Below are 15460 nucleotides of genomic sequence, written 5' to 3'. Positions count from 1 at the left end.
TTCATGACGCATCTGCGGAGACACGCGTGACCTCCCTCCGGATCCGCGACGCCGCGTCGTTGCTGGGGGTCAGCGACGACACGGTCCGTCGCTGGATCGACCAGGGGCTGCTGCGCGCCGGCAAGGATTCCGCCGGACGCAAGACAGTCGACGGTCGCGAGCTGGCGGAGTTCGCCCGCACTCAGGCCGATGCCGGTCCCGATCCGCTCGGGGTGGGCAGCTCCGCTCGCAATCGCTTCGTCGGGCTGGTTACGCGCGTCGTCTCCGACACCGTCATGTCGCAGGTGGAGATGCAGTGCGGTCCGCACCGCATCGTCTCGCTCATGAGCACCGAGGCCGTGAACGAACTCGGTCTCGAGCCGGGCAGCATCGGGGTGGCCGTCGTCAAGGCGACCACTGTCATCGTCGAGACACCCGGAGGGGACGGATGAGGCGCCGGGCGCTCGCCGCGTTCGCTGCCGGTCTCATCGCTGCGGCACTGACGTCGTGCGGCACCGGCGGTGGCTCGGATGTCCTCACCGTTTATGCGGCGGCCTCGCTCCGGGCGCCGTTCACCGAGATCGCCGAACGATTCGAGGAGGCGAACCCCGGAGTGTCGGTGGAATTCTCGTTCGCCGGCTCGTCCGATCTCGAGACCCAACTCGAGCAGGGGGCACCCGCCGACGTCTTCGCCTCCGCCGACACCCGGACGATGGACGCCGCCGTCGCGGCCGGGCTCGTTGCCGGTGAGCCGATCCCGTTCGCGACCAACATGCTCACGATCGTCACCGAACCGGGGAACCCGAAGAACGTCACCTCGTTCGACGATCTCACCGGCGACGGTCTCTCGGTGGTCGTGTGTGCGCCCCAGGTGCCGTGCGGGGCGGCGACCGAGCGACTCGAGGAGACCGGCGGTGTCGAGCTCGCGCCGGTGTCCGAGGAATCGTCGGTGACCGACGTGCTCGGCAAGGTCACTTCCGGTCAGGCCGACGCCGGTCTGGTCTACGTCACGGACGCGAGGGGGGCCGGCGAGAAGGTCACCGTTGTCCCCGTCCCGGAAGCTGCGGAGATCGTCAACATCTATCCCGTTGCACCACTTTCGAATTCCCGAAATCCCGGTCGCGCCGACGCCTTCGTGCGCTTCGTCACCGGCACGGGCGGTCGTGCCGTCCTGGCCGACGCAGGATTCGGTGCACCGTGACCGCGACGGGACTACCCCGGTGGTTGTTCGTTCCCGCGGCACTCGGGTTGCTGTTCGTCGTCGTGCCCCTGGTGTCGATGCTGCTCACCGTCGACTGGACGACCTTCCCCTCGCTGGTGACATCCCCGGCGTCCCTCGACGCGCTCGTCCTGAGCCTGCGCACCTCCGCGGCGGCCACGATCCTGTGCATCCTGCTCGGCGTGCCTCTCGCAATGGTTCTGGCGCGCAGTAGCTTCCGGTGGATGTCGGTGATCCGCGGGTTCGTCCTGCTGCCGCTCGTGCTGCCCCCGGTCGTGGGCGGTATCGCCCTGCTCTACACCTTCGGTCGTCGCGGACTGATCGGTGAGCACCTCGATGCGCTCGGGATCCACATCGCCTTCACCACCACCGCGGTCGTGCTCGCGCAGACCTTCGTCGCACTGCCCTTCCTCGTCACGAGTCTCGAAGGTGCGCTGCGCAGTGCGGGTTCACGCTACGAGGACGTCGCGGCGACACTCGGTGCGCGTCCCACGACGGTCTTCCGGCGCATCACCCTGCCCCTCGTGCTGCCCGGCCTGGTCTCCGGTTCGGTACTCGCATTCGCCCGCGCACTGGGCGAATTCGGCGCGACCCTCACCTTCGCCGGCAGCCTCCAGGGTGTGACGCGCACGCTGCCGCTCGAGATCTATCTGCAGCGGGAAACCGATCCCGATGCCGCCGTCGCGCTGTCGCTCGTGTTGATCCTGGTGGCCGTCGTGATCGTCGTGGCCGTGTACTCGCGGCGGAAGGACCGCCCGCTGTGAGCCTGACGGTGCGGGCCCGGGTCGCCGCACGCGATGTCGACGTCGACCTCGAGGTCGCGCAGGGTGAGATCGTCGCGGTGCTCGGCCCCAACGGAGCCGGCAAGTCGACGCTGCTGGGAGTGGTCTCCGGTCTGCTGCGTCCCGATGCGGGTCGCGTGGAACTCGACGGTCGCGTCCTCACCGATACCGCGACCGGCGTCGCCGTCGCTCCGCACGACCGGTCGGTGGTGCTGCTCGCCCAGCAGGCGCTGCTCTTCCCGCACCTGACGGTCGCGGACAACGTCGAGTTCGCACCGCGCAGTGCGGGTGCGGGTCGGCGTGAGGCCCGTGTGCGCGCCGAGAGGTGGCTGCAGGAGGTCGATGCCGCAGCACTCGCCGATCGTCGTCCGCACGAGTTATCGGGTGGGCAGGCGCAACGGGTCGCACTCGCACGTGCCCTCGCGGCCGAACCGCACCTGCTTTTGCTCGACGAGCCGATGGCCGCGCTCGACGTCACCGCGACACCGGTGTTGCGGTCGTTGCTGCGACGCGTCCTGCGCGACAGTGGACGCACGGGCCTGCTCGTCACCCACGACCCGCTCGACGTGCTCGCCCTCGCCGATCGGGTGATCGTGATCGAGGCCGGGCGGATCGTCGAGGACGGGCCGGTACGCCGGGTGCTGACCCGGCCGCGCAGCGCCTTCGCCGCCCGCATCGCGGGGAGCAATCTCGTCACCGGCATCGTGCGAGCCGAGGCGCTGGAATCCGCGGACGGTCTCGTCCACGGCCGCGTCCACGACGACTGCGTCCCGGGTACGGCCGCCGTCGCCGTCTTCGCGCCGTCGGCGGTCGCCGTCTACACCGAAGCCCCGCACGGGAGCCCGCGCAACGCCCTGAGGGTGAGGATCGCGGAACTCGAGGCGCAGGGTTCGTCGGTGCTCGTGCGATCGGATACGGGTATCGCCGCGGAGATCACGACGGCGGCACTCGCCGACCTCGACGTCCATCCGGGCGACTCCGTATGGTTCGTCGTCAAGGCCACGGAGGTGGGGATCCATCCGGCCGCGCTGAGCGCGTGATCGCTACTGCCGCGTGCGGCGCACGACGAACACGGCGACGAGCCCGATCAGGTAGACGACCCCACCTGCGACGGCCAGCTCGGGTGTGCGCCCGTCGGGGTCGATGACGAAGGCCGCCACGACGATCGCGCCGAGGAAGGCGATGTTGAAGACGGTGTCCTGCAGCGCGAAGACCTGACCTCGGCGCGCGTCGTCGATATCGATCTGCATCGCGGCGTCGCCGGTGAGTTTGATGGTCTGACCGGCGAGGCCGAGCAGAAAGGCCGCGACGAGCAACGGTCCGGCCGACACGGTGGTGACGAACGCGAACTGCACGATCGCGGCGGCGATCAACCCGACTGTGACGGTGCGCGGCCGGCCCAGCCGCGGGATCAGGATCGGTGCGAGCACCGCTGCGAGGAGCATGCCGGTGGCGGTGCAGGCGACCGCGACACCGAATCCGGAGAATCCCACGAGCAGGTCGGAGCCATTCTCCTCGGCACGCAGGACGAGCACCATGATGAGCGTGTCGACGCCGAACACGATGCGGTGCGCGCCGATTCCGAGCATCGCGATCGTCACGCCAGGAGCTTCGAGGACGGCTCCTGCACCGGTCCGCAGACCCGACAGGACGGTGCAGATCACGGTCCGGGGACGTATTCCCTCGGGGCCGAGGGCATTCGCGGCGAATCCCGCTGCGGCGACCGCACCGACGAGCGAACCGCTCACTCCGAGGAGGACGGCCGTCCCGGAGCCAGTGTCGCCCGCGCCCACGAATCCTATGGTCGCGACCGCCGTGGCGGCCCCGACCGCCGAGACACCCGAACCGACCGTCGCCAGAACGGAATTGACCGGGACGAGCCACGACTGGGCGACCACGTGTGGGAGCGAGGCCGAGACGCCCGCCAGGACGAATCTGCTCACACCGATGGCGGCGAGCGCGAGCAGCATGAGTGGGGTCTGCGGTCCCCCGAGGAGCAACACGGCCGCCGCTGCCGCGATGAACACTCCGCGGAGCAGGTTGGCCCAGACGAGGACGAGGCGCCGGTCCCACCGGTCGAGCAGGGCGCCGGCGAACGGACCGATCACCGAGTACGGCAACAGCAGCACCGCGAAGCCTGCCGCGATCGTCACCGGGTCGGTGTGACGTTCGGGGTTGAACAGGATCGCCCCGCCGAGTGCGGCCTGGAACAGTCCGTCACCGAACTGGCTCGCGAACCGCACTCCGGTCAGTCGTACGAGACCCGGCGAGTTCCGCAGGGCGGTTGCGGTCGATCGCCACGCCCGCTGCCTGGACTGCTGCCCGGAGTCTCGCACAAGCACGACACTATCGGCTCCGCCACCATTCGACGGTGCGGGCGGCCGCCTCGTCGAGCGGGGTGGGCGACAGGCCGAGTACCTGTTCGGTGCGGGTCGAGTCCATGACGAACGGGGCATCGAACTGGTAGAGCATCTCGGCGAGTTCCTTCATGTCCCGGTTCACGTGGCCGCCGGCCCGCACCAGCCAGGACGGGATCGTCCCCACCGCGGGCGCGGGCAGGCCGGCCGTCCGCGTGAAGGCGGTGGCGATCTCGCGCTGTGCCACGGCCGGTCCGGTGGGTGCGTGGATCACGGTGTTCCACACGGTCGGCTCCCCCGCTGCCGCGATCATCGCCGCGGCCAGGTCGGGAACGTAGGTGAACGAATGCGGGACGTCGGCCGAGCCGAGCACCCGCACCTTCTTCCCGGCGAGCACGGTGGGCACCATGCGTGCGCCGGCCATCGCGTTCAGTACCCGCGGACCGAAGAAGTCCGACGCGACCACGCTCACCGTCGGTGCGCGATGCGCTGCCCGGGCGGCGAGGAGCTGCCGTCGGACACCGCGCTTGCCGGTGTCGGCCTCGCGGGGCGAGTCCTCGGTCATGACCCGGTCGGGTTCGCTGTACGAGTAGAGGCTCTCGGGGAAGACGACGACCGTCTTCTCCGACAGGTTCGCGGCGGCGTCGAGAACGACCCGCTCGGCGACGGGGAGTTCGCGTGCCCACACGTCGGCGCGGTAGGCCGACCCGTGGACGCACATGTACACCGCGTCGGCAACAAGTCCGTCTTCGTCGACGAGTGCTGCGGCCGCGGCCTCGGGATCCGTGACGTCGACACGCAGGCGTTCGATGCCCGCGCCTTCCGGTCCACTGCCCGATCGGGTGAGAACGCGCACGCGATGTCCTTGTGCGGCAATCTGTTCGGCGACGGTCCAGCCGACGGGTCCGGCTCCTGCGACCACCTGGAGATGCGACATGATTCCTCGCTTCGGAAAAGTGTGAGCACTGCTCTCTGATGCCGTCGACGATCCTCCGTGCAGCCGTGCTTGTCAAGAGCAGTGCTCTCATTTGTTGACGGTGCTCTCTGTTCGACGGCAGAATGGTCCGGTGACGACACCACGGGCGCGCGCACGCGCACAGACGATGGCCGACATCCTCCGGATCGGCCGCGAGCATCTCGGCACCCACGGAGCGGCGGCGCTGTCGCTGCGTGCCGTCGCCCGAGACCTGGGCGTCGTCTCCTCCGCCGTCTACCGCTACGTCTCGAGCCGCGACGAGCTGCTCACCCTGCTCGTCGTCGACGCCTACGACGAACTCGGCGACAGTGTCGACCGTGCCGTCGACGCAGTCGACCCCTCCGATCACCGCGAACGGTTTCTCGCCCTCGGCCGGGCGGTGCGCTCGTGGGCGCTGGCCGAACCGGCCCGCTACGGGTTGCTGTTCGGCAGTCCGGTGCCCGGTTACGCTGCCCCGGCCGAGCGCACCACCGCACCCGGTATCCGCGTGGTCCTGCGACTGGCCCGGATCGTGGACGAGGCCCACGCCGCGGGTGTATTGGACGACACGGCCGCTGCCCCACCTCCGGAGAGCCTGGGGGAACCGCTGGGCCGGATCCGGGACGAGTTCTCCCTCACGGCCCCGGATTCCGTACTGGCACGCGGTCTCTGGGTGTGGCCGTCGTTGTTCGGGTCCGTGAGCTTCGAGGTCTTCGGGCAGTACGGCCCCGACACTTTTCCGGACCGCGAGGTCCTGTTCGAACATCATCTCGCCCTGTTGGCACAGACCGTCGGGTTCCACCCCACGCGCCGGTGACGGCGGTGACAGAATGGCTGACGTGGCGCAGCATCAGGACGAACCCGAGGACCGCACCGCACCCTCGACACCCAGGGTGCGGGCCGGAAGCCTGCTCGTCTCCGCCACCGATCTCACCGAGCCGACCTTCCGCCGCACCGTCGTCTACATCATCGAGCACACCGATGCAGGCAGCTTCGGTGTCGTCCTGAACCGCATCAGCGACACCTCCGTCGACGCCATGCTGCCGCAATGGTCGTGGCTCGCCGCCGAACCGAAGACCCTGTTCGTAGGCGGTCCCGTCCACCGCAGTTCGGCGCTGTGCCTCGGCACGCTGCGGGTGGGGGCCGACATCACCGACGTCCCCGGCATCCGCCACGTCGACGGCCGAGTGGTGATGATCGACCTCGATGTCGATCCCGGGCACGTCGCCCACTACGTCGAGGGTGTGCGGATCTTCGCGGGATACGCGGGGTGGAGCGCAGGTCAGCTCGACGGCGAACTACGCAACGACGACTGGATGGTGGTCTCGGCACTGCCCACCGATGTGCTCGCCCCCGCGCACCTCGACGTGTGGGCGAGGGTGCTGCGCCGGCAGCCGCTGCCGATGGCGTTGCTCGCGACGCACCCCATCGAGGTCGAGCGCAACTGAGCCCCCCTCGGACGACCGGGACCGGTCAGCGGGCGTCGGCGAGAGTGTTGAGCGCGCCGGCCATCTCCTCGGCCCTCGTTGCGGTCACGGTGAATTCGTGTCCCGAGGCCGTGGTCACCACGACGGCAGGCCCGGTGCGCGTGACCAGGCCGTACCGCTTGCCGCCCTCGGCCCGCAGGCCCCAGCCGCCCCAGTCCTGGAACGGGCGGGTCTCGGTGACCTTCGCCCCGACGATCTCGTCGAGGTCGTATCCGAGCGCGTCGGTGGCCAGATTCGACACCCGGATCCCGTCCGCGTCGACCACCACGGTGTAGCGGAGCAGACCCAGCACGAGCAGAGCGACGGGCGCGATCAAACCCAGCGGCCACCAGCTCTGCGTCGCACCGCACACGACGAGCGCGGGGATCAGGACGAGCAGCGACAGTCCCGCCGTCGTGCCCACACCGGTGCCCACCTGCTCGACGATCGGCAGTTCGGCACGACCGCGCGGCAGCGCCGGATCCGGAGCGGCGGTCGCCGCCTTCCGCTCCCGACCGTCGCGCAGGAGCCGTCCCCCGAACCAGCCCACCGCGATACCCACCCACATGCCGAGCACCGCCGGCCAGCCCTCCAACGCGGCCTGCGTGGCGTCGGTCGTGTCGAGCTGCCCCGCGAGACCGGCCAGGAACAGTGCGGTGATCGTGCCGGTGACCCCGAGACCGATCGCGAGCATGTAGCGACGCATGAGCAGTTGCGCCTGCGCGATCGCGGCGATCGCGCAGCACCCTCCCCCGACGAGCACGATCAGCAGGGCGGCGGTCCACGCCGAGGTCATCGGTGACCCGAACGAATCGGGTGTCGTGCCCGACCAGTGCGTGGCGATCTCCTCGGGCAATCGTGGGATCCACGAGCGGGTGAGCACGAGTACGGCCACGGCACACAGCAACGGAACGGCCAGTCCGAGCAGCGCACCGACGGGGTCGACCTGACGCGTCGTCATGGGGGTCAGCCTAGGGTACGGGCCTCCACCGGCGCCGTCCTCGTTCCGCTCTCGTCGAACCATCCGTCGGGTCGCAGGTCGCCACCGAACCGGGGCATGTACTCGGTACACGCGAGTCGCGAGACGAGGCTGCGCCGGCTGTTCACACCGGTCTTGGTGAAGATGTTCTTCAGGTGGTCCTGCACGGTGTACGGGCTGATGAACAACCGACTCGCGATCTCGTTGCGAGACCGTCCGGCGAGCACTTCGACGAGTACCTCCGATTCGCGTGGCGTCAGACCGTAGGCGGCGGTGACCAGGGCGACGACCTCGGGCAGGCGTGCCCGCTCGAAGGTCATGACGACGCGGCCGGTCTCGTCGAAGATCGCGGCGCGCAGTACGAGCCATTCGCCGTCGAGGGTGCGGACACGCACATCCGCGGGCACGGGTCGTGTTCTACGGACCTGACGGGCGATCACATGCGCCGGTCCGGGGCGCCCCCGAGCGGGACTCTCCCAGCCGAGGCGTTCGAAGAAGATCATCGCTGCGGCAGTGACGGAATCGAATTCGTCGTCCGCCCCGATTACCACCACGGCCGGACCCGAGCATTCGCAGGCGGTGCCCTCGACGACCGTGTTCCGTGTTCGTGCGGATGCGTGCCGGATCAACGTGGTGCGGAATCCGTTCGCGATGTCGTCGAGAACGTCGTCGAGCATCGTGAGTTCGGCGTCGGAGAAACCTCGGCCCGACGCGCGGAGCAGATCACCGACACCCCAGCACCGACGGTCTCCGTCCCGGAAGACCAGCTGCACTTCGTGTCTCATGCCCAGATGCGACACGAGTTCGAGATACCGCCTGTTGCCGTATCCCGGTCCGCGGCCGGAGGGTTCTTCGATCCGCCGCACTCCGGACCGGTGCTGCATGAGCGCGTAGAGGCTGTCCGGATCGAGGTCCGGACCGTACTCGAACTCGATCGACAATCGGAGTACCTCGGCTGGGTCGTCGAGGCCGCGGGTGGTGAAGCCGGTGGGAACCCCGACGGCCGGGTCCACGGGTGCGACACAACCACCGTCGTACGGAATGAAAGCGCCGAGCACATCCATCACGAACTCGCGAAACTGCGCCCCGTCCGCAGCCGCGGATGCTGCGTCGTGGATGCCTGCCCTCAACCGCTGTGCAGAGCGCATATCCCGAAGTATCCCCCTCGAATGTGGGATTGAGAACACCTCACGCGGCGACGAGGCTCCATGGACACGGGGACATTCATACGGAAGTCGAGGTACCCGCCATGACCACCACTCACGCCACGCCGTTGTCCGCCGAGGATCTGGAGGTCGTGCATCTGATCCACTCCGCTCTACGCCGGGACACCGAACGTCTCGCCGACTTCGCGCAGAAGTGGCGGACCGCCGATCCCGGCACGCACGATGCGCTGCTCCTCGGCTGGCACGGATTCAGCACCGAACTGCACACGCACCACTCCGTCGAGGACGTCTACGTCTGGCCGTTCATGCGGCCACGCCTCGCACACGATGCGGGGGCGATGGAGGTGCTCGATGCGATGGAGGCCGAACATTCCGTGATCGACCCGGCGTTGGCGGAGATCGAGGCTGTGCTCGACGACCGGGAGACGGCGACCGAGCGGCTCGGCGGTCTGCTCGACGGTCTCGTCACGTCGCTGGGTGCTCACCTCGCGCACGAGGAACGGGACGCCTTCCCGCTGATCGAACAATCCATCACCAAGGAGGAATGGCACGACATCTCGATGCGGGCGTTCGCGCAACTGGACAAGCGCGAGGTCTCCGAAATGCTGCCCTACCTCTTCGATGGAGCACCGAAGGACCGCGTGGCCGTCGTGCTGAAGAGTCTCCCGGTACCGGTGCGGGTGCTCAACCGGTTCTGGTGGACACCGCGCTACGCACGGGAGCGCCGCTGGGCGTGAGGACTGCCGGTGGGAGGACCGTCAGGCGGTCGGCTCGCACGCCCCGCGCAGGCTGCACGCCCCGCACGAGGTACCGCAGCCGGCTGTCTCCTCCGGCTTCGTCGCCGCAGCGACCCGCGCTGCGACGGATCCGCCGGCTCCGGCGGTGATCAGGGCGGCCACCACGGTGACGACGACTGCGATGATCCCGGCGACGGTGGGCAGCGTCAGCGACGCGACACCACCGAGGGCGAGGAGCACCGCGGACCCGAGCATGCTGGGTGCGGCAACCTTGTTGGCCAGGGCGAACGCCTCGTCGTCACGCAGCGCGTCGGGGGTGCGCACACCGGCCCAGCGGTTGCGCGGGAGCTTGCCGGTCAGTGCCGCGACACCCACCGCGCCGACGACGAGAGCGAGCACGAAGAGCAGGACAGCGACGATGAGCACCCGACCAGGATACGCGGCCGGTGGTGCCACCGGTCTGCGCGGGTGCGGGCACGTTCTACCCTGGTGGGAGCACTCACACGCCCGGCCGAGTAGATAGTGATCACCGTGACCCGTCCCGAACAGACCTCCCAGCACGAACCCGGCAGCACTCCGCAGCATCGGTACACCGCCGAGCTCGCGGGGCGGATCGAGCAGCGCTGGCAGGAGCTCTGGCGCGAGCGCGGCACCTTCCACGCCCCCAATCCGGTGGGCGATCTCGCCGGCGAGGTGCCCTCCGACAAGCTGTTCGTGCAGGACATGTTCCCGTACCCCTCGGGCTCGGGCCTGCACGTGGGGCACCCGCTCGGGTACATCGCCACCGACGTGTATGCGCGCTTCAACCGCATGCAGGGCCGCAACGTGCTGCACACCCTCGGCTACGACGCCTTCGGTCTGCCGGCCGAGCAGTACGCCGTGCAGACGGGCACGCACCCGCGCACGACCACCGAGGCCAACATCGGGAACATGAAGCGGCAGCTCTCCCGGCTCGGTCTCGGGCACGACGAGCGTCGCTCGGTCGCGACGACCGACGTCGACTTCTACCGCTGGACGCAGTGGATCTTCCTGACGATCTACAACGCCTGGTACGACCGCGAGGCCGGCCGGGCGCGTCGCATCTCCGAACTCGAGGCCGAATTCGCCGACGGCACGCGTCGTCTCGAGGACGGACGCGACTGGGCGTCGCTGTCGGAGGGTGAGCGCGCCGACGTCATCGACTCGTACCGCTTGGTCTACCGGTCGGATTCGCTCGTCAACTGGTGCCCGGGTCTGGGCACGGTGCTCGCCAACGAGGAGGTCACGGCCGACGGCCGCTCCGAGCGCGGCAACTTCCCGGTCTTCCGGAAGAACCTGCGCCAGTGGATGATGCGGATCACCGCCTACTCCGACCGCCTGATCGACGATCTCGAGCATCTGGACTGGACCGACAAGGTCAAGTCCATGCAGCGCAACTGGATCGGGCGCTCGCACGGCGCCCAGGTGAAGTTCGCCGTCGCCGACCACGATTCGGCGATCGAGGTGTTCACCACCCGGCCCGACACCCTGTTCGGTGCCAGCTACGTGACCCTCGCTCCCGAGCACGAACTCGTCGACCGGATCGTCGCCGCGTCCTGGCCCGAGGGCGTCGACCAGCGCTGGACCGGTGGCGCCGCCGATCCGGCTGCCGCGGTCGCGGCCTACCGCGCGTCGATCGCCGCGAAGTCCGATCTCGAGCGGCAGGAGTCGAAGGAGAAGACCGGTGTCTTCCTCGGCGCCTACGCCGTGAACCCGGTCAACGGCGAGCGACTGCCGATCTTCATCGCCGACTACGTCCTCACCGGCTACGGTACCGGCGCGATCATGGCCGTTCCCGGCCACGACCAGCGCGACTGGGAGTTCGCGACCGCCTTCGGTCTGCCCATCCGCGAGGTCATCTCCGGCGGCGACGTCACCGCCGAGGCGTACACCGGCGACGGTGTGCTGGTGAACTCCGGCCTGCTCGACGGTCTCGACGTCGCCGAGGCGAAGAAGACGATCGTCGCGAAGCTCGAGGCGGACGGCGCCGGACGCGGCACCATCCAGTACAAGCTGCGCGACTGGCTGTTCGCGCGGCAGCGGTACTGGGGCGAGCCCTTCCCGATCGTCTACGACGAGCAGGGACGCGCCCATGCTCTGCCCGAATCCGCTCTGCCCGTGGAACTTCCCGAGGTGGAGGATTACGCGCCGGTCTCCTTCGATCCGGACGACGCCGATTCCGAACCGTCCCCGCCGCTCGCGAAGGCGGTGGATTGGATGAACGTCGAGCTCGATCTCGGCGACGGCCTGAAGCGCTACACGCGCGACACCAACGTGATGCCGCAGTGGGCCGGCAGCTCGTGGTACCAGCTGCGCTACATCGACCCCACCAACTCGGAAGCCTTCTGTGACAAGGAGAACGAGGCGTACTGGACCGGCCCGCGGCCGGAACTGCACGGCCCGAACGACCCGGGTGGCGTCGATCTCTACGTCGGCGGTGTCGAGCACGCGGTGCTGCACCTGCTGTACGCGCGGTTCTGGCACAAGGTGCTCTTCGACCTCGGGTACGTCACCTCCTCGGAGCCGTACCGTCGCCTGTTCAACCAGGGTTACATCCAGGCCTACGCCTACACCGACTCGCGCGGCGTGTATGTGCCGGCCGAGGAGGTCGTCGAGCGCGACGGCACGTTCTACTGGACCGGCCCGGACGGTGAGCAGGAGGTCGCTCGCGAGTACGGGAAGATGGGCAAGTCGCTCAAGAACTCCGTCAGCCCCGACCAGATCTTCGACGAGTACGGCGCCGACACCCTGCGCGTCTACGAGATGTCGATGGGCCCGCTCGACCAGTCGCGTCCGTGGGCGACCAAGGACGTCGTCGGCGCGCACCGCTTCCTGCAGCGCGTGTGGCGTCTCGTCGTCGAGGAGGAGGGTGGCGCGCTGCGCGTCACCGACGACACCCCCGGCGACGACACGCTGCGGGCGCTCAACAAGACGGTCGCGGGTGTGTCGGACGACTTCACCCACCTGCGCGACAACACGGCGATCGCCAAGCTCATCGAGTACACGAACCACCTGACGAAGCAGTACCCGTCGGGTGCGCCGCGCGGCGCCGTCGAACCGCTCGTGCTCATGCTCGGCCCGGTCGCCCCGCACCTCGCCGAGGAGATGTGGTCGCGTCTCGGACACACCGAATCGCTTGCGCACGGCCCGTTCCCGGTCGCCGACGAGAAGTGGCTCGTCGAGGACAGCGTCGAGTACCCGATCCAGGTCAACGGCAAGGTGCGCAGCCGCATCACCGTCCCGGCCGACGCCGCACCCCACGCGATCGAGGCCGCCGCGCTCGTGGACGAGAAGATCGCCGACCTGCTCGGCGGTGCCGCACCGCGCAAGGTGATCGTGGTTCCCGGAAAGATGGTCAATGTCGTGAAGTAGCAACCGCTTACGACGGACGAGACCCCGGTGCACAGGATGCACCGGGGTCTCGTCGACTACAACCGGGATCAGGGGTGCTTGTGTTCGATCTTCTCGAACTCGGCGACCTCGCCCGCATCGTGCGCGCGCTCCTCCGCTTCCTTCGCCTCGAGTTGCTTGGCGACGGCATCCTTGAGGGAGACCTTGGCGGGCTCGGCGGCCTCCTGCTCGGCCTTGCGGATGCGCTCCTCGTCCTTCTTCTTCGCGGTCTCGGCGGCCTGGCGCTTCGCGGCGGCCTCCTGGTCGGCCTTCGCGGTCTCGGCGGCCTTCTTCTGCTCGGCCTCCTTCTCCGCCTGCTTCGCGCGTTCCTGCGCACGCTCCCGGGCCTGCTCGACTTCGTTCTCGCGGTCGCGTCGCGCGGCTTCCTGCTGGGCAGCGGCACGTTCACGCGTTCGACGGAGTTCGGCGTCTGCCGCGCGCTTCTCGGCTGCGGCCTGCGCGTCGAGTTTCTCCGCGCGCTTCACCGCCTCGGCGCGTTCGGTGGCGAGCGCCCCGCGGGTGGCGATCTCCTGGTCGTCGAGCACGCTGCCGACGATGCCGTCCAGCATGCCCAGCCCCCGCTCGTACATCAGGCGCGGCGGGGCGTCGGTGGGCAGGAACCGCAACTGCTGCTCGATCAATCCCAGCGGGAAGCGGGCGATCTTGTACTGCAGTCGCAGAACGCTCTTGGGCAGAGTGGCGAGGTTCATGGGCGCATCTCCAACTTCGATGGGGGTACAGCTCCGGTAGGGAATGTCGGTGGTGTTCGTCAGCGATCCGGCTCGTCGGTCAGCGTGCGTTCGAGGGCTTCGGCCTTGCGGCGTTCTTCTTCGGCCTGGAGGCGTGCACGTTCGGCGTCGTGGGAGGCTCGTCGGTGGTCCTCGTCGGCGGCCGCGACCTCTGCGGCGGCATCCGTGACCTGCTCGTTCTCCTCGCGACGTGCCTGTTGTTCGGCGGCTGTGGCCTCACGGGCGGCATCGGATCGCCCTCGGACGATGTTCTCCTGATGTTCGAGGTCGGCGGCCTGTTTGCGGACCCGTGCCTCCCGCTCGGCCTGCGACTCGACGGCGTCGGTCCGCTGCTGCACGGCCTCGCGTTCCTGTTGTCCGGCCTCGCGGACGGCGTCGAGCTGTTCGACCGCCTCGTCGCTCTCGGCCTCGGCCATGTGCGAGAGGGTGTCGGCCTTCCTGGTCTGCCGAGCCTGCTCCTGCTCGAGACGGCCTTCGGTGGTGAGGGAGTCGTTGCCGGTCAGAGCGCCGGCGACCTCCGTCGCCTTACCGACCACGGTCTGCTTCGACCCGAGGCGTGCCTTGTCGGCCGGACCGGGGCGAGCCCTGTCGGATGCACCAGGGCGTGCCCTGTCGGATGTGTTGTCTTCGACCACGGTCATCTCCTTCCGTACGGGACACGAAGGGGACGGCCCCCATGGCTTGGGGTAGCCAGACGCGGTCGGCTTCAATCCTCGAGAGTCTCGAGAGGGTGGATGTGCGCGCCGACGAAGTCGACGACATCGCCCAGGACCTCGTCCCGATTCGTCTCGTTGAAGATCTCGTGCCGCGCTTCGGGATAGGTCTTCGACGACGCCCCGCGACCTGCCAGCGACGACCATCCGGTGGCGGTGCCGTCGAGGGGAACCAGTCGATCGTCCTCGCCGTGCAACCACAACACGGGCACGTCGTCGACGGCACCGGCGGCGGTGATCGTGTCGATGCAGGTCTTCAGCGCCTGCACGGTGGTGCGCTTGAACGGGCCGTGCCAGACGAGCGGGTCGGCCACGTAGGCGCGACCCACCTCGGGATCACGGGAGAGGGTGGACGGATCGATGGGGGTATCGGGGATCTCCTCGGCCGTGAGCAGGGCGTCGACGGCCGCCCACCTGCCGAGGACCGGGCCGGACAGGACGACCGCGGCCAGTTCCGAGCCGTATCGCTGCGCGTACCGGGCGGCGATCATGCCACCCATCGAGTGTCCGACGAGCACGACCGGCAGGTCGGGATGCTCGCGTCGCGCCGTGAGATCGAGCAGACGGAAATCGTCGACCACCTTCTCGAAGTCGTCGATCAGGACGCGTTCGCCGTCGCTGAGACCGTGACCGATGTGGTCCACCGCGTAGACGGCGGCGCCGTCGGCGACGAGGTGCGCGGCCACATACTCGTAGCGTCCGCAGTGCTCGCCGTAACCGTGGCACAACAACGCCACGTAGCGCGGGGCCTCGCCGACCCACGTGCGGGCTGCGAGAGCACCGGCGTGTCCGTCGAGGGTGAAGGCGACAGCGTCGATCATCGGGTCTCCGATCGTTCCGGGTGATGGCGATGTCATCGTCCTCCGGCGCGGGGGTCTTCCGAGTGGGAATCGCGAGTGCATCCGCGGATCCGGCCCACTACCGTCGAATTGAAACGTGTTCCCGATTCG

16 protein-coding genes are annotated in these 15460 nt (G+C 68.9%); 8 read left to right on the top strand and 8 right to left on the bottom strand.

The genetic code is table 11. The features are described 5' to 3' along the window. Positions 1–26: 26 nt before the first annotated feature. The 4 genes from K3M35_RS09190 to K3M35_RS09175 are packed head-to-tail and all read left to right on the top strand — an operon-like array spanning position 27 to position 3020. Positions 27–431: a molybdopterin-binding protein gene (locus K3M35_RS09190; protein ID WP_220666313.1), complete on the top strand. Its 405-nt coding sequence runs from the start codon at positions 27–29 to the stop codon at positions 429–431. Next, positions 428–1180 carry a molybdate ABC transporter substrate-binding protein gene (gene modA / locus K3M35_RS09185; RefSeq protein ID WP_220666312.1) on the top strand — a complete coding sequence of 251 codons (753 nt, stop codon included), beginning with the start codon at positions 428–430 and terminating at the stop codon, positions 1178–1180. The genes K3M35_RS09190 and modA overlap by 4 nt, the downstream gene beginning before the upstream one ends. Next, complete coding sequence (locus K3M35_RS09180; protein ID WP_220666311.1) at positions 1177–1962, top strand: ABC transporter permease; 786 nt, start codon at positions 1177–1179, stop codon at positions 1960–1962. The genes modA and K3M35_RS09180 overlap by 4 nt, the downstream gene beginning before the upstream one ends. Then, positions 1959–3020 carry a sulfate/molybdate ABC transporter ATP-binding protein gene (locus K3M35_RS09175; protein WP_006550885.1) on the top strand — a complete coding sequence of 354 codons (1062 nt, stop codon included), beginning with the start codon at positions 1959–1961 and terminating at the stop codon, positions 3018–3020. Before K3M35_RS09180 ends, K3M35_RS09175 begins: the two co-directional genes overlap by 4 nt. Positions 3021–3023: 3 nt before the next feature. On the opposite strand, the gene K3M35_RS09170 is transcribed toward K3M35_RS09175, so the two are convergent. Continuing rightward, entirely contained in the window at positions 3024–4316 is a 1293-nt protein-coding gene (locus tag K3M35_RS09170) for an MFS transporter (protein ID WP_220666310.1), read from the bottom strand. Positions 4317–4326: 10 nt separating this feature from the next. Then, positions 4327–5274: an NAD-dependent epimerase/dehydratase family protein gene (locus K3M35_RS09165; protein ID WP_006550883.1), complete on the bottom strand. Its 948-nt coding sequence runs from the start codon at positions 5272–5274 to the stop codon at positions 4327–4329. 166 nt (positions 5275–5440) lie between these two features. Between K3M35_RS09165 and K3M35_RS09160 the strand changes: the two genes are divergently transcribed. Together K3M35_RS09160 and K3M35_RS09155 are read left to right on the top strand one after the other, a co-directional pair. Further along, positions 5441–6109 (top strand): TetR/AcrR family transcriptional regulator, encoded by a 669-nt coding sequence (locus K3M35_RS09160; RefSeq protein ID WP_039584422.1) that lies wholly within the window; start codon positions 5441–5443, stop codon positions 6107–6109. Positions 6110–6122: 13 nt separating this feature from the next. Beyond that, entirely contained in the window at positions 6123–6740 is a 618-nt protein-coding gene (locus K3M35_RS09155; protein ID WP_220666309.1) for a YqgE/AlgH family protein, read from the top strand. A gap of 25 nt (positions 6741–6765) precedes the next feature. On the opposite strand, the gene K3M35_RS09150 is transcribed toward K3M35_RS09155, so the two are convergent. Continuing rightward, a complete protein-coding gene (locus K3M35_RS09150; RefSeq protein ID WP_006550880.1) occupies positions 6766–7719 on the bottom strand; it encodes a DUF1648 domain-containing protein in 954 nt (317 codons plus the stop codon). A 5-nt stretch (positions 7720–7724) separates the two neighbouring features. Next, entirely contained in the window at positions 7725–8885 is a 1161-nt protein-coding gene (locus K3M35_RS09145) for a LuxR family transcriptional regulator (RefSeq protein ID WP_037217368.1), read from the bottom strand. Positions 8886–8986: 101 nt separating this feature from the next. On the opposite strand from K3M35_RS09145, the gene K3M35_RS09140 reads away from it, so the two are divergent. Further along, positions 8987–9640 carry a hemerythrin domain-containing protein gene (locus K3M35_RS09140; protein WP_033098061.1) on the top strand — a complete coding sequence of 218 codons (654 nt, stop codon included), beginning with the start codon at positions 8987–8989 and terminating at the stop codon, positions 9638–9640. A 21-nt stretch (positions 9641–9661) separates the two neighbouring features. Here the strand turns inward: K3M35_RS09140 and K3M35_RS09135 are convergent, their stop codons facing one another. After that, entirely contained in the window at positions 9662–10066 is a 405-nt protein-coding gene (locus K3M35_RS09135; protein ID WP_016691037.1) for an SdpI family protein, read from the bottom strand. 96 nt (positions 10067–10162) lie between these two features. Between K3M35_RS09135 and leuS the strand changes: the two genes are divergently transcribed. Beyond that, positions 10163–13030, top strand: coding sequence for a leucine--tRNA ligase (gene leuS, locus K3M35_RS09130; RefSeq protein ID WP_064061394.1), 2868 nt, complete (start codon positions 10163–10165; stop codon positions 13028–13030). Positions 13031–13098: 68 nt separating this feature from the next. Here leuS and K3M35_RS09125 read toward each other — a convergent pair whose 3' ends face one another. The 3 genes from K3M35_RS09125 to K3M35_RS09115 all read right to left on the bottom strand — a co-directional run bounded on the left by K3M35_RS09125 (position 13099) and on the right by K3M35_RS09115 (position 15331). Further along, the gene (locus K3M35_RS09125) at positions 13099–13758 is read right to left on the bottom strand and encodes a hypothetical protein (protein WP_019290499.1); all 660 of its coding nucleotides are present in this window, start codon (positions 13756–13758) and stop codon (positions 13099–13101) included. Positions 13759–13817: 59 nt separating this feature from the next. Beyond that, positions 13818–14438: a CsbD family protein gene (locus tag K3M35_RS09120; RefSeq protein WP_220666308.1), complete on the bottom strand. Its 621-nt coding sequence runs from the start codon at positions 14436–14438 to the stop codon at positions 13818–13820. A 65-nt stretch (positions 14439–14503) separates the two neighbouring features. Beyond that, on the bottom strand, positions 14504–15331 hold the full coding sequence (locus K3M35_RS09115) for an alpha/beta hydrolase (RefSeq protein WP_019290501.1): 828 nt from the start codon (positions 15329–15331) through the stop codon (positions 14504–14506). Positions 15332–15460 lie beyond the last annotated feature (129 nt).

The organism is Rhodococcus sp. DMU2021, assembly GCF_019641445.1.
Lineage (GTDB): Bacteria > Actinomycetota > Actinomycetes > Mycobacteriales > Mycobacteriaceae > Rhodococcus > Rhodococcus pyridinivorans.
Note: the sequence above shows the minus strand (reverse complement) of the source record. Positions and strands in the feature narration are given on the sequence as shown.